The organism is Sphingobacterium sp. NPDC055431, assembly GCF_053644255.1.
The window spans coordinates 91,698-113,969 of record NZ_JBSHLH010000005.1; the positions used below are offsets into that span (position 1 = coordinate 91,698).

Sequence of the window (22,272 nt, forward strand, 5' to 3'; positions counted from 1 at the left end):
CTTACTGTCAGAAATTCGTAATATTTCTTTTAACAAAAATTAACAAGACTTTGCTGTACTTTAGCAGACATAATAAAAAGTAGATGAAGCGTATAATTAAACTTTCTATTTTACTCACCTTCTTAATTTGCAATTTCGCGCAGGCTCAGATAACAGGAAATAGGCCTTTGAATTTGAACAATCCAGATGACATTACTTATTTGGACCCTAAAAACTATGTTATCGGTGGAGTAACCGTTACTGGAGCACAGTACCTAGACTCCGAAGTCCTCGTCACCATCTCCAAATTATCAGTTGGGCAATACATCGAGGTTCCGAGCGAACAAACATCAAATGTAATCAAGGATTTGATGGCGCAAAACCTATTTGAAGACGTTCAATTATATGCTACCAAAATCCAAGAAGAAACGATCTTCCTAGAAATCAGGGTGGTGGAAAGACCACGATTGACCAGGATCGACATCAATGGACTGAGCAAATCGCAAACAGAGGAAGTCCGCAAGCGGTTAAATACCAATGCCGGTAAAATTGTCAATGACAACCTCCTATTAACGACCAAAGCCACTATCGAGAAATTCTTAAGGGAAAAATCCTTCCTTTATCCTGATATCAAGATTACGACGAAACCTGACTCTGCTCAAGCAAACAACGAAATTGTCGTGGTGGATGTGGAAAGAAATAAAAAGATTAAAGTCAACAGTATCAATTTCACTGGAAATGAAGAATTCAGCAATAAGCAGTTGACTAAATTCATGAAAGGTGTACGTCCTAGAGCATGGTTTAGAGTATTCGGACCAGGGAAGTTCAAGGATGATAAATATGAGGAAGCAAAAACAAACCTGGTTGCCAAAATGCAAGACAAAGGTTTCCGTGATGCTCAAATCTTAAAAGATACCGTAAGACGTCATGACAACAACGAAGTTGCCATCGACATCGATGTATATGAAGGTCCTAAATATTACGTAGGTAATATCTCATGGTCAGGAAACTCAAAATTCAAAGACTCTACCTTAAATATCCTATTGGGTATCCAACACGGTGATGTTTACAGTGAGGAAAAATTAAACTCCAAATTGAGTGGTCCGACCAGGAACTCGGATGATATCGCTGCGATTTACCAAAACGACGGTTACTTAACATTCAGTGTTCAACCGGTGATCAAACGTATCTACCAAGATACCATCGATCTGGAAATCCAGATGTTTGAGGGTAAGCAATATACGATCAACAATGTAATCCTGAAAGGTAATGATGTGACGAACGACCGTGTTGTCCTACGTTCTATCTATACCAAGCCGGGTCAAAAATATTCGCGTGAGCTATTGGTAAGAAGTGTTCGTGAGATTTCCCAATTAGGGATGTTTGATGAGCAGAAGGTTCAACCTATGCCGACCAACCTAAACTACGAAGAAGGTACGACAGACATTGAATTCTCGGTGGCTGAAAAACCATCCGATCAGGTTGAGCTATCCGGAGGTTATGGTGCTGGTCAGGTAATCGGTACATTGGGTCTGACCTTTAACAACTTCTCTACCAGCAATTTCTTCAAGAAAGAATCATGGAAACCACTTCCAAGAGGAGACGGACAGAAATTGAGCATCCGTGGACAGACTTCAGGAAAACGCTATCAATCTTATAGCTTCTCCTTCTCAGAGCCATGGTTAGGTGGTAAGAAACCTATTTATTTTGGTTTGAGTGCGTATATCTCGAATTCACAATTACAACGTTATAACTATTTGGAAAACCGTTATGAGGATTATGAGGGTATCCCTAAAATCCAGATGCACGGTGTGACTGCGACATTAGGTAAACGTCTTCAATGGCCAGACAACTATTTCCAGATCAACAGTTCATTGTCTTACCAACGTTACTTCTTGGATAACTATGGTGGTATCTTCGTTTTCTCGGATGGTACAGCATACAACATCAACTTTACCCAAGAGATCAGCCGTAACTCTATCGATGCGCCGATCTATCCTACTTCTGGTTCACATATCAAGTTCTCGGTTCAATTGACGCCTCCATATTCAATGTGGAACAACATGAACTATGAAACTGCTCCAGACAATGAAAAGTATAAATTCACGGAATACCATAAATGGAAATTTGATTCCCAATGGTATACCAAGATCGCGGGTAAATTGGTATTGAAAGCACAGGCGCAGTTTGGTTACTTAGGAAATTACAGCTCACAGGCACCAATTTCCCCATTTGAGCGTTTTAAATTAGGTGGTGATGGTATGCAAGGGTTTGACTTCTTACAAGGATCTGAGATCATTGCGATGCGTGGATATGCGAATGGTGCGTTGATTCCAGCATCTACAGGAAGCAACCAACAAGGTATCGCCATCCAGTCTGGTAGCCCGATTTATGCGAAGTACCAGATTGAATTACGTCACCCGATCATGTTAAATGACCAAGCAACGGTATTTGCCTTGGCATTTGCTGAAGCAGGTAATACTTGGAACAAATTTGATGAAGTAAATCCATTCAAGGTTCGTCGTTCAGTAGGTGTTGGTGCACGTATCTTCTTACCGATCTTCGGTATGTTGGGTATTGACTACGGTCATGCATTGGATCCAATCCCTGGATTGACTACGGATCGCTGGAAACAAAACTTCACATTCAGTATTATCCAAAATATGGGTGGGTTCTAATTAAACTTTTTAATAATTAAATTGTCTTAAACATAGAATTTAAAAAATAATATGTCGATGAAAAGAATAGGAATATTAATCGTGATGTTAACCATGTTGGGTTCAGTTTCGTTTGCCCAGAAATTAGCATATGTAGATTCAGAATATGTCATGAAACATATCCCTGAATATAATTCAGCTCAGAAGCAATTAGATGATCAATCTAAGGTATGGCAAGCTGAGGTTGATAAGCAATACGCAGAAATAGAACGTATGTATCAATCCTATCAAAAGGATCAGGCGAACTTAAATCCAGATATGCGCAGACGCCGCGAGGACGAGATCGTAAATAAAGAAAAGGCCGTAAAGGAATTCCAACGCAGCAAATTTGGTTTCGAAGGAGAACTTTTCAAACAACGTGAAAACTTGATGAAACCTATACAGGCTCGTGTTAGCAAAGCTATCCAAGATGTAGCAGCTGCAGGTCAATTTGATTTCATTATGGATAAAAGAAGTGAAAATGCGTTCCTTTATGCCAATCCAAATTTGGATAAAAGTAACGATGTTATCACGAAATTAGGGTTGAAACCTAATCCTTCTTTAGCGAACTAATAATTTTTATTATAATTGCGAACTAATTTATTATTTAACATAAAACAAGAATATCCTTATATCCGAAAATATAAGACTAACAAAAAAAGCATGAAAAATTTATTGAAAAGTGTAGTATTAGCAACAGGAATTTTATTGGCGGGTAACGCAGTAAATGCACAACAAAAAATTGGACATATCAACACAGCTGAAATTGTTCAGTCTACCAATGAGTTCAAAGCTGCTGAAGGTCAAATGCAAACCTTACAAGAGACTAAGCAAAAGGAAATTCAAGGTATGATCAGTGAGTACCAAAAGCAACAAAACAATGCGAACGAGAAATTGAGAAACCGTAGTGAAGCGAACAAAGAAACTGTAGATGCAGAGGTTCAAACTATCGCTAACACTATGCGTGAAATGGAAACTCGTATCCAAAGTGTTCAACAAGCTGCACAAGAAGAAATTGGTAAAAAACAACAAGAATTATACGCTCCTATCGAGCAAAAAGTTATGACTGCTATCAATGCTGTAGCTAAGGAAAAAGGCTATGCTTATGTTTTTGACATCTCTTCTGGTAGTGTTCCTTACTTCCAAGGTGGTGACGACTTGACTGCAGACATCAAAACTAAATTAGGTGTTTCTGCTACTGCTGCACCAGCTGCTGCTCCAAAGAAATAATTCCGAAAGCTAAAGGATAAAAAAAAGATCAACCCCTGGGTTGATCTTTTTTTATTTCCATCCGATTGGACCGGGAATGATCAGCTTATAAATTTCCTTTTTTCATTTCATCCATGGCGAAATTGGCTGCGCGAGCTGTCAAGGCCATGAAGGTCAGGGAAGGATTTTGTGTGCCGGTCGAAGTCATGCTGGCACCATCCGTGACAAAAACATTCTTACAGTCATGTACCTGATTCCATTTGTTCAGAATGGAAGTTTTAGGGTCGTTCCCCATCCTCGCTCCTCCCATTTCATGGATATCTAATCCCGGGTTCTGCTGACTGTTGTGCTGACTGATATTCTTCGCACCGATATAATCTAACATCTCCGCTCCTTGATCCAGGAAGTCTTGCATGCTCTTTTGGTCATTATCGTCATAGCCAACATTAAAGATGAGCTGCGCCATACCGTATTTATCTTTAAGGTCAGTACTTAAACGAACATGGTTTTCCGCTTTTGGAATGGTCTCACCTTGCATCATCATACTGATCCCCCATCCACCTACTTCAGACAGGTTATCTTTAAAGTCTGCCCCAACTTGCATTTCACTACTTCCTCCACGGCCACGATAGGCACCAAAGAAAGAGGCATAACCTCGAAGGAAGTCCATTTCCTGTTTCTTCACATTCCTGAAGTTGGGGATAATAGGTTGTGTAGGCCTGCGACCGTAATAATACATATCCTCAAAACCATCAATGTTCGCAGAAATTGAACCCAGGTAATTATGGAAAGCGATATATTTACCAAGTAGACCCGAGTCATTACCTAAACCATTTGGAAACCGCTTGGAGGTCGAGTTCAATAAAATCTGGTTACTTGCGATGGTAGAAGCATTCACAAAAATAACCTTCGCGAAATATTCGGAAGTTTTCTGGGTTTCGGCATCAATTATCCTCACTCCTGTGGCTTTCTTTTGGTCCTCACTATAGATAATAGATTCCACGATGGAATTAGGCCTGATGGTTAAATTTCCTGTTTTAGCGGCCCATGGCAAGGTAGATGCATTGGAACTGAAATAACCGCCAAAGGGACATCCCCGTTGACACATGGTCCTGTTCTGGCACTTGGTCCTTCCCTGTGCGATATGGATTGGCTGAGGGTCTGTAATATGGGCACAGCGCCCAGCAATGACCTGCCGATCCTTATACTTGCTCGGTAATTTCTTTTGGATCATCTGTTCCACCGCATTTAGGTCAAATGGAGGAAGAAATTCACCATCGGGCATGGCTGCATTGCCATCTCGATTTCCTGAAACTCCAATGAATTTTTCTACATGACTATACCAAGGGGCAATATCGGCATATCGGATAGGCCAATCTACGGCAAATCCATCCCTGGCAGGCCCTTCAAAATCATGATCGCTCCATCGCTGTACCTGTCTTGCCCATAACAGCGACTTACCGCCTACATGATACCCCCTGATCCAATCAAAGGGTTTTTCTTGCACATATTCCTGATCCTTGTCCTTGGTAAAGAAATGCATGGCATCCTCATTGAAGGCATAGCATCTGGAGGCAATAGGATTCTCCTGTTTAATTTTAAGCGGCACCCGATTATGATGATCAAATTGCCAAGGATCCATATATGCAGTTGGATAATCCTTGACATGCTGCACATCAAAACCACGTTCCAAGACTAAGGTCTTGAAGCCTTTTTCACAGAATTCTTTTGCTGCCCATCCTCCGGAGATCCCCGATCCAATGACGATAACATCAAAGTTGTCGTTACTATTTGCCATCTCTTGATTGTTTGTAAGATTTTAGCCTGTACCCAAAATAGCCTGAATGATCAGATATTCACCATCTTTGACACAGGAAGCTTGTTTTTTAAGGTTGATAATAGCTTGCAATATACAAAATGGGGCTTAATTATCAGGGCTATTTGTTGTATCAATTATTATACTTAACTTGATTTCCAGGCTCTTAATCATTATTGAATCCTGTCAATTATTTTTAATCTTTCTAAATAATTTATTATGCATGCATAGTATAATCTGATTAATTATATTTGTTAACCTAAGTATTAAACTATGATCAGTCAACTCATTTTTGGTATTATCTTGCTGGCGGCCCTGTTCTTATTTTACAGGAATGCGAGTAAAATCTATAGAAATATAAAGCTAGGTAAATCGGTTGATCGCTTTGACCAGCCTGGAGAACGCATCAAGATTATGCTGTTGGTAGCTTTTGGACAGAAGAAGATGTTCAAGCGCCCCATCCCAGCTTTGCTCCATTTATTTGTGTATGTAGGTTTTGTCATCATCAATATCGAGATGCTGGAAATCGTGATTGATGGGTTATTTGGCACCCATCGTGTATTTTCAGAAGCATTGGGCGGTCTATATGATTTCCTGATTTTCTCGTTTGAGATCTTGGCATTCTTGGTTTTGATGGGATGTGTGGTCTTTATGATCCGCAGAAATGTGCTGAAGGTCAAGCGCCTGAATCAAAGCGAACTGAACAATTGGCCAAAAACGGATGCCAACCTGATCCTTACAGCAGAGATCTTATTGATGGCTGCCTTTTTAACGATGAATGCTGCAGATCTAAAATTACAGGTCCTTGCAGTTGATGGCTATCATGCAGTGGGTTCCTTTCCAATCAGCTCCAATTTAGTTGGCATCCTTCCGGATTCGCCGGAGGTATTGATTGGGATTGAAAGATTCTGCTGGTGGTTCCATATCATTGGGGTCTTGGCTTTCCTGAATTACTTACCGATCTCCAAACATTTACATATCCTATTGGCATTCCCAAATACCTATTTCAGCAGATTGGAACCAAAAGGCGAGTTCAACAACATGCCATCTGTGACCGAAGAGGTGAAAGTGATGTTGGATCCTAGTCTCCCGCCCCCTACTGGCGAACCAAGCCGATTTGGGGTCAAGGATGTTCAGGACCTGACCTGGAAGAATCTTTTGGATGCTTATACCTGTACGGAATGTGGCCGTTGTACATCGGCATGTCCTGCAAATATGACCGGGAAATTGCTGTCTCCACGAAAGATCATGATGGATACCCGTGACCGTGTAGCAGAGGTTGGAAAGAATATAGACAAGAATGGAAGCTTTGTAGAGGATGGAAAGGCCTTATTGGACACTTATATCAGCAGAGAGGAAATTTGGGCTTGTACAAGCTGTAATGCCTGTGTGGAGCAATGTCCAGTCAATATCAATCCACTGGAGATTATCATAGGACTAAGGCAGTATGCAGTGATGGAAGAATCACAGGCCCCATCCAGCATCAATAACATGTTCTCTAACTTAGAGAATAACGGTGCACCGTGGAAATATGCACAGGCAGACCGTGCGAATTGGGCAAATCAATAAAATTTAAAATCATGGAAAATCAATTACATATACCTACAGTTGCAGAATTAGTTGCCAAGGGCGAAAGTCCAGACCTGTTGTTCTGGGTTGGCTGTGCAGGAAGTTTTGACGAACGTGCGCAGCGCATTACCAGGGACATCTGCAAGATCCTCCAACATGTAGGCATCAAATATGCCATTTTAGGGACCGAAGAAAGCTGTACCGGCGATCCGGCAAAGCGTGCAGGGAATGAGTTTTTATTTCAGATGCAGGCAATGATGAACATCCAGGTACTGGATGGTTATGAAATCAAAAAGATCGTTACGGCCTGTCCGCATTGTTTCAACACCATCAAGAATGAATATCCAAGCTTAGGCGGCCATTACGAAGTGATCCACCACTCGCAGTTGATCCAATCCTTGATCGATGAGGGAAAACTGAGACCAGCCGATGGCCATGAATTTAAAGGGAAGAAGATTACCTTCCATGACCCTTGTTATCTAGGACGTGGAAACGGGGTATATGAAGCTCCACGTAAAGCGCTAGAGGTACTGGATGCTGACCTTGTGGAACTAAAACGCTGTAAATCGAACGGTTTGTGCTGTGGTGCTGGTGGCGCCCAGATGTTCAAGGAACCTGAAAAGGGTAACAAGGATATCAATGTAGAGCGAATTGAAGACGTCATTGAATCCAAAGCGAGCATCGTTGCTGCCGCATGCCCATTCTGCATGACCATGTTGAGCGATGGTGTCAAAGTAAAAGAAAAAGAACAGGAAATCAAGGTGCTGGATATTGCGGAGATTACGGCAAAAGCCAATAACCTGTAGGGAAACATAATGGTCCAGTAGTAAGGGCTAAAAAATCCCCTTTGTTGATAATCAAAGGGGATTTTTTGTTGGGGTTAATATAGGGGAACAAAAAAAGAAGCTATCTAAGCAAGATAACTTCTTCTATCATTTTCAGGGTGCCCAGGAGCAGATTCGAACTGCCACACCCAATCGGGCGCCACCCCCTCAAGATGGTGCGTCTACCAATTTCGCCACCTGGGCTTAGACATCGCAAAAATACTCTTTATTTTGATTTTTGCAACGAATTTAGACCTTTTCCTTCTTCAGATTTTTATTGATCAATGTTTGGATTATTCCATCAGCCAGACCGATACGTGGCGCCATGATATTCTTCAGGTGCCCTACTTTCATAATGGTCAAGAAGATCTCGGAGGCCGGAATAATAACGTCAGCCCTATCTTGCTTTAATTCAAGCACATTGATCCTATCTTTCAATGAATAAGAGTTCAGGTATACATATAAAGCTTTCAGTTTCGCATATGAAATTGGCTTATCAGCTTTTTCATTAGCTAAACGAGATAGCTTGTTGATGTTACCTCCACTTCCTATACCATAAATATTCTTATACCCTTTGGTAATGTTCTTCACCCATAACTTCATATCATCCCATGTCTCCGGACTATCTTGATTATCCAAGATACGGATAGTACCTAGGTTAAAGGATCTAGAAGCCACCAAGTCACCATTGGCGAACAATGATATCTCGGTACTACCGCCACCTACATCGATATATAGATAAACCTTATTTCTGTCCATGCTGGTATGGCTATGCACATTGTATATGATCTGGGCCTCTATTGCCCCATCAATGATATCAATGTCCACGCCTGCTTCCTTACATGCCTTGACAACATCCTTTCCATTGTCTGCATCACGCATGGCAGATGTAGCGCAAGCCATATAATCGGAAACCTTATAGACATCCATGAGGTTCCTGAAAGCACTCATGGTCTTGATCATGCTCTCAAATTTTCCTTCAGAAATATGTTGATGTATAAAGGCGTCGTCTCCCAATCGAAGGGGAACCCGAAGTAAAGTGTTTTTGTTAAATGTGATTTCGTTCTCTCTTACAATAATATCGGCAATCAACAGGCGGACTGCATTTGAACCGATATCAATAGCGGCATATCTCACGTTATATTAGATTTGAAAAGTTTAACAATGTTAAAAATCCTAAATTAACTAAATGTAAACTTTATATTAAATAGAAGTTTTATTTATTTGGTTCTAGAATCTCTAACTGCCAAAGAATTTGGTCTTTAGTGACAAAGTAAGGTTCATCTTCCCGAATTGTGCGATAGACTTCATCGAATAATTCCATGTAATTCCCTAATTCAGCAGGAACAAACCTAGAAACCAAATTACCTTCTTCATCCGGACTGGTCAAGACCCCTTCCATTCCTTCAGGCTCGATTCCATAGGCAGGATTGTTAGGGAGCATCCCATCGATCAATTGTGCTTCTTGCACGTCGGTTCTATTTTTGATGAAACTACCCTTGGTGCCATGGAGCACAAAACTAGCTTGAGGATTGGCCACTAAAAGACTAGCTGTGATATACACATTCAAGCCAGAGGTATAATTCAGGATAATACAACCATAGTCATCCACGATGGAACCTGGCCTATAAACGCCCCGAACCTTGGTCATCGCTTTAGGCTTGCCAAATAAGGAAATAGCCTGGTCAAGTAAGTGTGAACCGAGGTCGTAAATGACCCCGGATGCTGGGATTTTAGTTTCTTTAAACAGCTTTGGACCCAACTCTGGTTTAAAGCGATCAAAGCGAATGTGCAATTCGATAGGACGGCCAACCTCATTGTTCTCTATGACCTTCTTCAGTGCCAGGAAATCGGCATCAAAACGGCGGTTATGGAAAGGTAAGATATGTTTTCCCATATCATTTGCCACCTTAAAGAGCACATTTGCTTCCGGTGCAGTTGGTGCAAAAGGCTTTTCGATCAGCACATGTTTGCCGGCCTTCAGAGCTTTTAACGCGAACTCAACATGGGTATCGTTGGGAGTGTTGACAATGACCAATTCAATCTCAGGATCGTTGATCAAGTCATCTACTGAATCATAGCTGATGATATTTGGGTATCTATCCTGCGCCAATTTCTTGGTTCGCTCTACAATTCCTCTTAATTCGAAGTTTGGGTTAACCTCTATAAATGGCGCATGGAATACCCTTCCGGACATTCCATACGACAATATACCTGTAACTATTTTGTTTTCTGTCATTTATCTTTGCTTAGTGATGCGCATGGGCATCTGCTTTACCACCTACGGCAGTAAACAACTGAGCAACAGTTTCTGTTTGGGATTGTGCAAAATCACGCAAATCTTTATTGGTATTACGAGAAAGTCTTCTGAATTGTTCTTTTACCAAAGCAACTTGATGTTGGATATGGCTTAAGTACTCCTGGTCAGAATAAACTTTAGCATGTTGTAAAGCCAAAGGAGCTGCAGAATCTGCGATAGTAGAATCATTAACAACAACTGGAGCTTCATTCGGTTCAACGGCAATATTTTCTTGACCTTCACCTGTGAATTTCTCCGTTCCTAGGATTGGGAAATCAACATGGTATTTAGTCGCCAATGAATCCATTTGAGGAAGGATGTCAGAGAAAAATTTAGCAGCTTTTGCGGCAGCATCTTTCGCCTGTGCATTACCCACTGTAGCTACATGCTCTGCGTAGGATACCTCATAAGGTGCGATGGACCCTACTTGTCTGAAGAAAGCATACGCATCACCATCAACCAATGTCGTATGTGTGTATTTCAATTGGTTTTCATCAGCCGTTTTGAAAACACAAGAAGATAAAGAAGTACTTGCAAGAACTGCTGCAACTAATAATGTATTTAATTTCATCGCTTTATTATTTTAAAAACACACAAAAATAAAAAAATATCCCTATTAATGCCTATTTCTATCTAATTCAAAATCAATCTAAGCTAAATTTCTTCCTGCATTCACCACTCCATAAATGGTACGGCCGATTAATTTGCGGTATGTTTCTGCTTTAGACTCTTCCATTTTCTGCTTTTCAAGCAAACGGATGGCATAATGCTGGATAATCAACAATGGAAGGATAATTTTTTCTCTCTCTAAAATAGAAGCTCTTTCCACTGGATAATTTTCCATTAATTCTTTCATGCCGGTCAGTTTTAACAGATATTTCTTGGTTAAATCGAACTCATCTTTCAACATTGTCCAGAATTCACCAAATCTTGCATCGTCTTTCATGTAGGACGTGATATCAAAATTGGACTTTGTCATGGACATCATACAGTTGTCGATTACCGTATTGAACATACCTGAAGTTTCGTACAGGTTCTTCACATATGACCAAAGGTTATTGTCCTCTGCCCATTGCAAAGCCGAACCTACACCAAAGAATCCAGGGATATTCTGTTTCAACTGGCTCCATGAAGTCACAAAACTGATGGCACGAAGGTCTTCCAACCTCAATTCCCTACCCGAATTTCTCTTCATCGGCCTGCTGGAGATATTCATGCTGGATAGTGATTTCAATGGACTTAAGGTTTCCAGATATTTCAGGAACAAAGGATGATGCCTTAATTCCAAGAATTTCTGATGGCTCTCTGCTGCCATGCGATCGATTACATCCTTCTGCTTTGCTGTCAATGTATCGCCTACCCTTTGCTGCAGATCAGAGATCAAACCTGCATGTAGCAATTGTTCAATATTATATTTTGCAGAATCCAACGAGCCATACTGACTACTGATGGTCTGACCTTGGATCGTCAATTGAATGTGGTTGTTTTCGATCTCCTTACCCATGGAAGCATAGAAACGCTGGGTTTTACCACCGCCACGCGCTGGAGGGCCACCACGACCGTCGAAGAATATCAGATCCACATCATACTCCCTTGAAATGGCTGTCAATTCGATCTTAGCTTTATAGATCGACCAGTTGGCCATGAGGTAGCCGCCATCCTTGGTACTATCAGAGAAACCCAGCATAATGGTCTGTTTGTTTCCTCTTTTCTTCAGGTGAGCCGCATACACGGGATTTGAATATAAGCTGCGCATTACGTCGGCTGCATGCTTCAGATCATCAACGGTTTCGAATAGAGGAACAAAATCCATGGTTAGATCTTTCTTGGTCCAGCCCTCCCATAGGAATAGCTGCATCAAGCCCAAGATATCGGATGCCTGTTGGCAATTGGAAATTATAAAGCGTTGAACAGCTCTTTCACTTCCTGTGGATTGGATTTCCTTGATCAATCGGATAACCTTAATGGTATCTTCGACAAGTGGATCTATGCCATCTTGCAATTCTAGGTTTGCTTCGGTGAATTTGATGTGTTTTTCCTTCTCTTCTTCCGAGCCTTCAATCTCTTTTAGTTTAATTCCCGTCTCTTTTGGATAGGTTTTTACCAACCAATCAAAGGTACTACGCAAGGCACTGCTGTCTTGGCGAATATCTAAAGTCGTGAAATAGCAGCCGAAAGTTTGGACTTTTCGTCTCAAATCTTCCACGATCTCTACAAACAGTCCGTCATGGTTTTCTTTCAGAACGCGAATGATCTCGGTCAGGTTGTGCAAGATCCTTTCTGTTTCATCAACAGGTTTATCACTTGGGTTGAAACTGTTTTCATAGAACAGCTCTTGTAGCTCTTCCATGTACTGTTCCACCCCACGGAAGGTAATCCTTCTTTTTACGATCCTGAAATCACGATAATAACATCTAAAGAGAATGGTTCTCAACAGATTTGCCACCTTTTTCGTGCTTTCCCAGGTCACATTTGGATTCCCGTCACGGTCGCCACCTGGCCAAAATCCTAACTCGATAAGGTGATTGACATCCTTAGGATTGATTTCCAGCTCATCTTCTATTTTAGCTTCGATTCCCGATGCTACGCTATAAAAGACGTTTTCAAGGAACCAAGCCAAACTGATGGCCTCATCCACCGGAGTCGGACTTTGCTTATTGATAAATGGGGTTTTCCCTAATTGCTGAAGCAACAGGTGTATGGTTGGAATATCGTTTTTCTTGAGTTCATCAATCAGGTCATTGATGATGGACAGCACTGGACCAGGATAGAACTGGGTCGGGTGTGCGGTCAAAACTAACCTAACGGACATATCCTTTAATCTGGAAACGACCTGTTTCTTTAATTGGGGATTTGTCTGGGCCAGATTGAAAATGGATTCCAATCCGCCGGTTTCATCGCTTTTTCCTACGGCCCTGAAGGCAGAATCTTCCACCGCATCAAATAAAACAACCTGACGTTCTATATATTGAACAATGCGAAATAACAAGTCTAGACGGTCATCTTCCTGAACGTACTGCTCATATTGACCGAAGAAACTATCGATGATAACCTCAGGCGATAAATGCTCCTCCACTCCTTTTTCACAATGGGTCGTAAAAAATGGTAGAATAGTCCCCGTATGCTTTACCCTTTGAAAGGGCAAAGTCAAGAACAAACTTTTATATAAATCGAACCTCGTGAGGACTTCATTCTGAAAAGCTATTGTCTTTTGGCTTAATCTCATAGTAAGTAACGTATCTTGATTTTTGATAGTTGATTTGTGAACAAACACAAATATATCATTTTAATATCTTTTTAAGTAACTAATTGTATTATTTACACTAACTAAACAAAAATATTGCTATTTTGATAACGCAGGCTATGTATTTAAATATGGAAACTTTAAAATCAATCTCATATTTCCTCAGTTTAAGGAACGGATCATTAAAATTTTCACGACATGGGTTCAATCGCTTGGATAATTAAAGATTTTATTGAATTTCATGCATTTTACTCCATTATTTAACCACTGCTTACGTATCTTTGTTTCGACAAAACATGAAAAAAACCAAAGAATTAAGCAATTTCTTCTACAGTCAGTATTTTGCTGACGGTCTTCGCATTACCATTGGTTGTGTTGTTCCCATTTTGATCTGTGCCTCTTTGGGCAAATTCCTCTTGGGAACCTATATTTCTTTGGGGGCATTATTAGTGGGACTTTCCGACACACCTGGAGCTCCATCGCATCGCAGGACCGGGATGGTCGCTTGCTTAATCGTATGTATCCTGACCCAGTTCATCACCTTTTTAGCCAATGGGAATATTTGGATCATGGCTGTCGTATTGGGCTTTCTTTGTTTTACCTATTCCATGTTTGCCGTCTTCAATGCACGGGCAGCCACCGTTGGATCGATGGGGATCCTGATCATGCTGATCTATGTCGATGATGTGAACAGCTTCCAAGAGGAAATCATGCTCCTCTTCTATTTCTCCCTAGGTGCTATTTGGTATATGCTCATCAGTTTCTCGATTACCCAGGCTAGACCCTATCGATTGGCCCAACAGGAGCTTTCAGAAACCATTAGGCACGTAGGTGATTTCATTAGACTTCGCGCAAATTTCTATGATATAAATAAATCTATTGATGAGAACTACACTAAACTCATCGATAAACAGATTGAAGTACATGAGCATCAAGAAAATGTGCGGGATCTCCTTTTCCAAAGCAAAAGGTCCATTAAGGACACCACCAAAATTGGCCGGTACCTGACCTTGACCTTTAATGATGTAGTAGATCTATTTGAACAGTCCATGACCACGCATTATGATTATGAATTGATCAGAAAGGAATATGGCCATACGGGTATCTTAAAGGATTTTAAGCACCTATTGCTTAAGACAGCAAACGAATTGGACCACCTTGCCTATCAATTGAATGCCAATCGTGTCCCAAAGCCGCTGTACAATTTTAAGGAGGATATTGAAAACATCATGCGCTCCATCGATGCGCTCGAGAAAAAAGAAAATATCAATAGTATCCCGCTGAAAAAGATCTTGATCAGCGTGAGGAACATCAGCATTTTTATCCATAATATCTATAATTATGCGGTTGTAAGACCGAACAACATCAAGAAACAGGAAATCGAGGAAGCATCTAAGTTTATCCAAACCGAACATATCGACTTGAGAAAATTGAAGGATAACCTTTCCTTCAATTCAAGTATTTTCCGACACGCTCTACGGATGGCTATCGTAATGGCCATTACCTATGTCGTTTTCAATCTGGATTTTTTCAATATCGGCACTATGGGAAGTTATTGGATATTACTGACCATTATGGTGATCTTGAAACCAGGGTTCGGATTGACCAAAGAAAGGAACTTCCAACGCCTCTTGGGGACTATCATAGGGGGAATCATAGGCGCAATAATCTTGATGACCGTACATTCGGAGGTGGCCAGGTTTGTTATTTTGATATTCTTTTTCTTGATTGCCTATAGCCTATTCCGAGTAAATTATATTATGGCAGTCATGTTCATGACACCATACGTATTGATTATGCTGAGCTTTTCAGGACTCAACACTTTTGAGGTTGCTAAGGAAAGGATTTTCGACACTTTCCTGGGTGGTATGATCGCCTTCTTATCGAGTTATATTATTTTTCCAAATTGGGAAAGTTTCCAGGTCAAGAACAATATCAGGCAATTGTTGATTGCCAATTATAAATACCTCGCTCAGGCGGTTAGGATTTTATCAGGCGAGGAGATCACGGTGACCAGCTATAAGCTTTCGCGCAAGGAACTCTACATTGCTTCTGCCAATATGGGTTCTACATTCCAGAGAATGCTCTCTGAACCTAAATGGAGGCAAAAGAGCACCAAAGAGGTCAATAGATTGGTTATCTTAAACCATATCCTTTCCTCCTATGGAGCCACCTTGCTAACGCAATTAACGGAAGCTACAGATACTAACTACACCAAGGAACACTTGACTCTCTTGAAAAAGGTGCTGCAGAATGTCAGCAAATCTATCGAGGCTGTTCCCATTAAAGGTGCAGATGAATTTATTCCTGTAAGTGATTTTCCCGAGATTACGCCTGAAACGTTGAACCCCGTGGAAACCAAATTAATTACAGAACAATTGCAATTTTTAAATAAAATTTCCTCAGATTTATACAAATCTACCTTGGATGTGATGGAGAAAGAAAGTGCTATCCATCCTGGACAAATAGAAATGGCTAATGGACAACTTAATTGATGTATTGATAGTAGGCGGAGGTCCGATTGGGATCGCCTGTGGAATTGAAGCAAAGAAAAACAACTTAAGCCATGTAATCATTGAAAAGGGCTGTTTGACAAACTCCCTATACAATTATCCGATCAACATGACTTTTTTCTCCACCTCGGAGCGATTGGAGATCGGCGACACGCCTTTTGTCACAACAAACCCTAAGCCCAGACGTGCAGAAGCTTTGGAATATTATCGTCGGGTAGAAAAGAAGTTCAATTTAAAAACCCATCTATTTGAAGAGGTATTGACCATCAACAAAATTGATGGCACTTTTCAGGTCACTACCACCAAATCGATCTATAGAGCCAAAAATGTAATCGTAGCTACAGGTTTTTATGATATCCCAATGTACCTCGGAGTACCGGGTGAAGGTTTGGATAAGGTAAGGCACTATTATGATGACCCTCATTATTATGCTAACCAAAAAGTTATTGTTGTTGGAGCCAGCAATTCTTCCATTGATGCAGCACTTGAAACCTATAGAAAAGGTGCAGATGTTACATTGATCATCAGAAGCAAGGAAGTAAGTCCAAGGGTAAAATATTGGGTCCGCCCAGATATCGAGAACCGCATTGCAAATGGAGAGGTTAAGGTCCATTACCGATCAAATATTGTAAGTATCGGGGAAAGAGAAGTTCAGGTCTCGACTCCAAAAGGACTGATCAGTATCGAAAATGATTTTGTTTTGGCACTGACAGGCTATCGACCAAACTTTGAATTCCTTGAAAAGGTCGGTATCGATGTTCCTACAACGGCACCTTGTATTCCCGCTCATAATCCCGAAACGATGGAAACAAACATAGAAAACCTCTATCTGGCTGGAGTCGTTTGCGGAGGGTTGAACACGCACCTATGGTTCATAGAAAACTCTAGGATCCATGCTCACCTCATCGTGAAAAATATTGTGGAAAAGAACCTAAACTCTTAGGCCATTGATAAAGATTTTTGCCAATTTTTTCTGAAGGTTCAGGATATAATCAAACTCTTCTTTGGATGGTGGCAGGAAAAGATTCTTAAATTCCTGAAGGATACCTATACGCATCCCCAATAAAGAAATCAACAAGATCTTGGCGGTTATTTCAATTTCTTCGACTTCGATCTCTTTGGTCTCCAAACCTTTTCGCAAAACGAGGCAGACCTGTTTGATTTCCTTTTCGAACAGAGAAGGTAAAATCGCTTCGATATCTGGTGGCATCTCATTTCTTAGCGAATAACTGAATTCGAACAGATTAAAGTTGTCTTTGATAATGCGTAATCTGGTACAAAGGAAAGCATCCATAGCTTCATTGACACTTTTGGATTGGGAGATTTTTTCCGTGGTTTCATTCACGATCTCATCAACCGCCATTTCAAATACTGCGGCGTATAATCTATTTTTATCCGGAAAGTAATAGTAAAGTAAGGCTTTAGAAAATGATAGATCTTGGGCAATCTCTGCCATGGTCGTTTTGGCTAATCCATAATGTGCAAATCTACGCTTTGCCGCCTCCAATATCTTCACCCTTTTCGCATCTGCATTTTTTGCCATACACAATAAAATTAGTTTATAATTTGCCGTTTACCTATCTTTACAGCCTTGTAAACTAAGATAGATTAATTTTTCGAACTTTTAAAGGATTCGGTCAAAAAAATGAAAAACGCGACTCAAGAGAATAAATCCCTAAAAAACCTAAATACTTTTGGTATTGAGGCCATGGCAAATCAATATATTAAAGTAGAAGATGAGCAGGTTTTAAAAAACTTATTTTCTGCAGGAGCTTTTGAAAACGAATTTTTCATCTTAGGCGGTGGAAGCAATGTACTTTTCACCAAAGACTACCCAGGACTCATCGTCCATGTGGCCAATAAAGGGATACAACATTTCATTGAAGGAAACCAAGTATTCGTCACTGCTGCTGGCGGAGAAGTTTGGAACGACCTCGTTTGGTACTGTATAGACCATGATTTCCCAGGTTTGGAAAACATGGCCCTGATTCCAGGAACAGTTGGCGCATCCCCTATCCAGAACATCGGCGCCTATGGACAGGAATTGATGCATATCTTCTATTCATGCCGTGCATTTGATTGTAAAACTGGGGAGTTTATCACTTTCAACAATGAAGATTGCCGATTCTCCTATCGTGACAGTATCTTCAAAAGGGATTATAAGGGTAGATTCATTATCTGCAGTGTGACCTACAAGCTTGAACTGTTTGGAAAGATCAACACGAGCTATGGAGCCATTGAAAGCGAATTGGAGAAAAGGGGAATTCGTACTCCAAGCATCAAAGATGTCGCAGAGGTGGTATCCTATATCCGTGTTGAAAAACTTCCTGATCCTTCCACTATAGGCAATGCAGGCAGTTTTTTTAAAAATCCAATTATCACGAAAGCACAATTTTCAGAACTTCAAAAACAATTTCCCGATATCGTACATTATACCATGGACCCCGACCATGAAAAGCTTGCGGCAGGTTGGTTGATAGAGCAATGTGGCTGGAAGGGAAAATCGGTTGGGCAGGTTGCCGTGTGGAAAAATCAGGCTTTAGTCCTCACAAACATCGGAAAAGCATCGGGTAATGAAATATTTGAAGTATCGTCTACTATTGTGGACGATGTCAATACACAGTTTGGAGTACTTTTAGAACGTGAAGTAAACATACTATAAAAGTTTTCCACATTTTCGTGACTCCGATATTTTTTTTATTATAAAACAATAATCATCGATTATAATACAATAAAAGGCGATACAGGTTTTTAATCTACTTTCGTATTGCGAAAATTCCTTCTACTAAAATATCGATATCCACAATTTTATTAATTTACTGCACAAGAATTGTACATAGTAGCGTAGAAATATTATGGCTTAATAATTTTTTCGGTTGTTCAGCTTAAATCAGGCTCTTGCCTGAAACACATCGCATCATTTAACTATACTATAATCGCTAATTGTATGAACAAGATCGAATTTAACTCACTAGTTGTTAAGCACTCTGAATCACTTCGAAGTTATGCCAGAAACTTCACCCGTGATCATGAAGATGCTAACGACTTAGTACAGGACACCTTACTAAAGGCCGTCACGTACTTCAAGAACTTCAGGGACGGAACCAATTTGAAAGGTTGGCTTTATACCATTATGAAGAACACCTTTATCAATAATTACCGTCGCATAGTAAAAACGAATTCCTTTATCACAAAGGAGGAAGAAATCTCACAAATTAACCTAGTTGTATCTGCAGCAAAAAACAATGGTGAAAACAAATTCATCATGGAAGACATCAACTATGCTCTTTCCAAGTTATCCGATGAATATTATGTTCCTTTCACCATGTATTTCGAAGGTTATAAATACCATGAAATATCTGACCATTTGCAGATTCCAATAGGAACAGTAAAAACAAGGATACATGTAGCAAGAAAGTCCATGAAAAAGACACTTACTGCATATAAATTCAAAGAGAATTAATTCTCTTTAAGCATCCGAAAAAAAATATTATTAAAGGTTTAGGTAGATTAAGCCATATCCCCTTAAAACTTTTACGCTAATTTAAGGGAAGCCTAAAAAGAAATTCGAGATAAGCTTATTCGCTTATCTCGAATTTTGAAAGTTTTACAAACTCCTGAATACGCTCCGAAATTTCTTCACTGCTCAAATTCTGCAATCTTTCTGTTCCGAATTTCTCCACACAAAAAGAAGCCAAAGCAGATCCAAAAATAATCGCGTTCTTCATATTGGTAAAATTAACGGACTGTAGCTTTGCTAAATATCCGATAAAACCACCTGCAAAAGAATCTCCGGCTCCTGTTGGATCAAATACATCTGCTAATGGTAATGCAGGCGCTGAAAAGATTTGGCCTTCTCCAAACAACAAAGCTCCGTGCTCACCTTTTTTAATGATCAGGTACTGAGGTCCCATCTGAAGGATCTTCTCTGCTGCTTTCACCAATGAGTACTCTCCAGACAATTGTCTCGCTTCTGCATCGTTAATTGTCAACACATCAACTTTCTTCAACACCTCTTTCAACTCATCTAATGCCACATCCATCCAGAAGTTCATGGTATCCAATACCACTAACTTCGGTTTCTTATCCAAACGTTTCAAAGTTGCCATCTGTACCGCTGGGGTCAAGTTACCCAACAACAGATATTCACAGTCTTGATAAGAAGCAGGGATTTTAGGATCAAAATCAGCCAATACGTTCAGTTCAGTGATCAATGTATCACGGCTGTTCATATCATTATGGTATTTTCCAGACCAAAAGAAAGATTTTCCTCCAGGAATAACTTCAATACCTTCAACATTGATCCCTCTTGATTTGATGATGTTTAAGTTATCATCTCCAAAGTCTTCACCAATTACAGAAATTAATTTAACATCTGGGAATAGATAAGATGCTGCTAATCCAGCAAATGTTGCTGCTCCACCTACGATTTTATCTGTTTTGCCAAATGGGGTTTCAATGGCATCGAAAGCAACTGTTCCAACGATTACTAAACTCATGGATATAAATTATGTTATAAAAAAAATGCCGGCGATTGGCCGGCTGTTTTATCTTGCTCCTGAAGCTGGGCTCGAACCAGCGACCCTCTGATTAACAGTCAGATGCTCTAACCAACTGAGCTATTCAGGAATTCGAATTGATAAGGTTGCCCTCATCTTCAAAGTGGTACAAAAATAGGTTTTTAATAATTAATTCACAAACAAAAAATTGAAAATTTATTAATAAAAAGCCTTTCAATACGTAATCCACTCATATCCAACGAAAATTATCTTATCAATTCGATCTACTAAATATAACGATTGACTAAATTCTCTAGGAATTCTTGTTTTCCACTTCTCATTTCTGGCTCACCGTTCTCTACCGCATAGCTTCTCAGATCCTCTAAAGTCAATTTGCCTTGTTCATACTCCGCTCCTTTTCCTTTGTCAAAACTTGCATAACGATCCTTACGGATTTTTTTGAACTCAGATTTCTGAAGGATATTATCTGCTGTAACCAATGCTCTGGCAAAGGCATCCATCCCGCCAATATGAGCATAGAACAAATCTTCTGGGTCAGTTGAATTTCTTCTGATCTTCGCGTCGAAGTTCACTCCACCGCCTTGTAAGCCTTCTGCTTCCAAAATAATCAACATCGCTTCTGTCAATTCATTCAGATCATTTGGGAATTGATCGGTATCCCATCCGTTTTGGTAATCCCCACGGTTGGCATCGATTGAACCTAACATTCCTGCATCCGCTGCAACCTGTAATTCATGTTGGAAAGTATGACCAGCTAATGTTGCATGGTTAACCTCAATATTCAATTTAAAATCATCCAAAAGATCATATTGCCTTAAGAAACTGATAACCGTCGCGGAGTCATAATCATATTGATGTTTTGTTGGTTCACAAGGCTTCGGCTCAATAAAGAATGTTCCTTTGAAACCATTTTTACGTGCATAATCTTTTGACATATGTAGGAATTTTGCCAAATGCTCCTGTTCGCGTTTCATGTTGGTATTCAACAGGGACATATACCCCTCTCTACCACCCCAGAACACATAGTTTTCACCTTTTAAGGCTATTGTTGCATCTAAAGCTGCTTTCACTTGAGCCCCAGCATGCGCCAAAACATGGAAATCAGGATTGGTGGAAGCCCCATTCATATAACGATGATGGCTGAAAAGATTGGCTGTGCCCCATAACAACTTAATTCCACTTTCTTTTTGTTTTTCCTTCGCATATTCGACGATTGCCGCCAGATTGGAATCATTTTCATTGACATCATTACCATAGTCCACCAAATCTACATCATGGAAACAGTAATATGGCAATTGCAATTTCGTCATAAACTCAAAAGCGGCATCCATCTTATCTTTTGCGCGATCTAGTGTTTTCGATTTTTCATCCCAAGGAAAGAAATGGGTCTGCCCACCAAAAGGATCCGCTCCGTTTCCATTGAATGAATGCCAATAGGCACATGCAAATTTAAAATGCTCCTCCATAGTCTTTCCGCCGATTACTTTTTTAGCATCATACCAGCGAAATGCCAATGGATTATCGGAATCTAAGCCTTCGTACTTGATTTGCCCGATATTCTTGAAATACTCTTTTTCTCCAATTAAAACTTTCATATTTATAG

Annotated in this window: 17 protein-coding genes and 2 tRNA genes; 9 read left to right on the plus strand and 10 right to left on the minus strand. The window is 40.2% G+C overall.

The annotated features are described in order from the left end of the window. Positions 1-83 precede the first annotated feature (83 nt). The 3 genes from bamA (at position 84) to ACWIB3_RS07100 (ending at position 3,905) form a co-directional block, all read left to right on the plus strand. Positions 84-2,657, plus strand: a complete 2,574-nt coding sequence (bamA, locus tag ACWIB3_RS07090) for an outer membrane protein assembly factor BamA (RefSeq protein WP_254528084.1) — start codon at positions 84-86, stop codon at positions 2,655-2,657. A 57-nt stretch (positions 2,658-2,714) separates the two neighbouring features. After that, entirely contained in the window at positions 2,715-3,248 is a 534-nt protein-coding gene (locus ACWIB3_RS07095) for an OmpH family outer membrane protein (protein ID WP_185217602.1), read from the plus strand. Between the two features lie 102 nt (positions 3,249-3,350). Next, a complete protein-coding gene (locus ACWIB3_RS07100; protein WP_254528086.1) occupies positions 3,351-3,905 on the plus strand; it encodes an OmpH family outer membrane protein in 555 nt (184 codons plus the stop codon). Between the two features lie 85 nt (positions 3,906-3,990). On the opposite strand, the gene ACWIB3_RS07105 is transcribed toward ACWIB3_RS07100, so the two are convergent. Then, positions 3,991-5,682 (minus strand): GMC family oxidoreductase, encoded by a 1,692-nt coding sequence (locus ACWIB3_RS07105; RefSeq protein ID WP_313261182.1) that lies wholly within the window; start codon positions 5,680-5,682, stop codon positions 3,991-3,993. 291 nt (positions 5,683-5,973) lie between these two features. Between ACWIB3_RS07105 and ACWIB3_RS07110 the strand changes: the two genes are divergently transcribed. Both ACWIB3_RS07110 and ACWIB3_RS07115 read left to right on the plus strand, forming a co-directional pair. Beyond that, a complete protein-coding gene (locus ACWIB3_RS07110) occupies positions 5,974-7,269 on the plus strand; it encodes a 4Fe-4S dicluster domain-containing protein (RefSeq protein ID WP_454291253.1) in 1,296 nt (431 codons plus the stop codon). A gap of 11 nt (positions 7,270-7,280) precedes the next feature. Further along, positions 7,281-8,075, plus strand: coding sequence for a (Fe-S)-binding protein (locus tag ACWIB3_RS07115; protein WP_185214035.1), 795 nt, complete (start codon positions 7,281-7,283; stop codon positions 8,073-8,075). Between the two features lie 138 nt (positions 8,076-8,213). Here ACWIB3_RS07115 and ACWIB3_RS07120 read toward each other — a convergent pair. The 5 genes from ACWIB3_RS07120 to ACWIB3_RS07140 all read right to left on the minus strand — a co-directional run bounded on the left by ACWIB3_RS07120 (position 8,214) and on the right by ACWIB3_RS07140 (position 13,618). Further along, positions 8,214-8,297 (minus strand) — tRNA-Leu (locus tag ACWIB3_RS07120). Between the two features lie 45 nt (positions 8,298-8,342). Then, positions 8,343-9,230, minus strand: coding sequence for a Ppx/GppA phosphatase family protein (locus ACWIB3_RS07125; protein WP_185214036.1), 888 nt, complete (start codon positions 9,228-9,230; stop codon positions 8,343-8,345). A 79-nt stretch (positions 9,231-9,309) separates the two neighbouring features. Further along, positions 9,310-10,332: a Gfo/Idh/MocA family oxidoreductase gene (locus tag ACWIB3_RS07130; protein ID WP_454291254.1), complete on the minus strand. Its 1,023-nt coding sequence runs from the start codon at positions 10,330-10,332 to the stop codon at positions 9,310-9,312. Positions 10,333-10,342: 10 nt separating this feature from the next. Continuing rightward, positions 10,343-10,963 (minus strand): hypothetical protein, encoded by a 621-nt coding sequence (locus tag ACWIB3_RS07135; RefSeq protein ID WP_185214038.1) that lies wholly within the window; start codon positions 10,961-10,963, stop codon positions 10,343-10,345. Positions 10,964-11,041: 78 nt separating this feature from the next. Next, positions 11,042-13,618 (minus strand): phosphoenolpyruvate carboxylase, encoded by a 2,577-nt coding sequence (locus tag ACWIB3_RS07140; RefSeq protein ID WP_454291255.1) that lies wholly within the window; start codon positions 13,616-13,618, stop codon positions 11,042-11,044. A gap of 314 nt (positions 13,619-13,932) precedes the next feature. On the opposite strand from ACWIB3_RS07140, the gene ACWIB3_RS07145 reads away from it, so the two are divergent. Continuing rightward, on the plus strand, positions 13,933-16,131 hold the full coding sequence (locus tag ACWIB3_RS07145; RefSeq protein WP_454291256.1) for an FUSC family membrane protein: 2,199 nt from the start codon (positions 13,933-13,935) through the stop codon (positions 16,129-16,131). Then, positions 16,115-17,092, plus strand: coding sequence for a YpdA family putative bacillithiol disulfide reductase (locus ACWIB3_RS07150; protein WP_313261179.1), 978 nt, complete (start codon positions 16,115-16,117; stop codon positions 17,090-17,092). The genes ACWIB3_RS07145 and ACWIB3_RS07150 overlap by 17 nt, the downstream gene beginning before the upstream one ends. On the opposite strand, the gene ACWIB3_RS07155 is transcribed toward ACWIB3_RS07150, so the two are convergent. Then, positions 17,081-17,692 carry a TetR/AcrR family transcriptional regulator gene (locus tag ACWIB3_RS07155; protein ID WP_185214042.1) on the minus strand — a complete coding sequence of 204 codons (612 nt, stop codon included), beginning with the start codon at positions 17,690-17,692 and terminating at the stop codon, positions 17,081-17,083. The genes ACWIB3_RS07150 and ACWIB3_RS07155 overlap by 12 nt on opposite strands. Positions 17,693-17,794: 102 nt before the next feature. On the opposite strand from ACWIB3_RS07155, the gene murB reads away from it, so the two are divergent. Next, positions 17,795-18,811, plus strand: a complete 1,017-nt coding sequence (murB, locus tag ACWIB3_RS07160; protein WP_454291257.1) for a UDP-N-acetylmuramate dehydrogenase — start codon at positions 17,795-17,797, stop codon at positions 18,809-18,811. A 285-nt stretch (positions 18,812-19,096) separates the two neighbouring features. Further along, positions 19,097-19,612 carry an RNA polymerase sigma factor gene (locus ACWIB3_RS07165; protein ID WP_185214044.1) on the plus strand — a complete coding sequence of 172 codons (516 nt, stop codon included), beginning with the start codon at positions 19,097-19,099 and terminating at the stop codon, positions 19,610-19,612. A 115-nt stretch (positions 19,613-19,727) separates the two neighbouring features. On the opposite strand, the gene ACWIB3_RS07170 is transcribed toward ACWIB3_RS07165, so the two are convergent. The 3 genes from ACWIB3_RS07170 to xylA form a co-directional block, all read right to left on the minus strand. After that, complete coding sequence (locus tag ACWIB3_RS07170; RefSeq protein ID WP_185214045.1) at positions 19,728-20,648, minus strand: PfkB family carbohydrate kinase; 921 nt, start codon at positions 20,646-20,648, stop codon at positions 19,728-19,730. 56 nt (positions 20,649-20,704) lie between these two features. Continuing rightward, positions 20,705-20,778 (minus strand) — tRNA-Asn (locus ACWIB3_RS07175). A gap of 157 nt (positions 20,779-20,935) precedes the next feature. Further along, positions 20,936-22,264: a xylose isomerase gene (gene xylA / locus ACWIB3_RS07180; RefSeq protein WP_454291258.1), complete on the minus strand. Its 1,329-nt coding sequence runs from the start codon at positions 22,262-22,264 to the stop codon at positions 20,936-20,938. Positions 22,265-22,272: the final 8 nt, after the last annotated feature.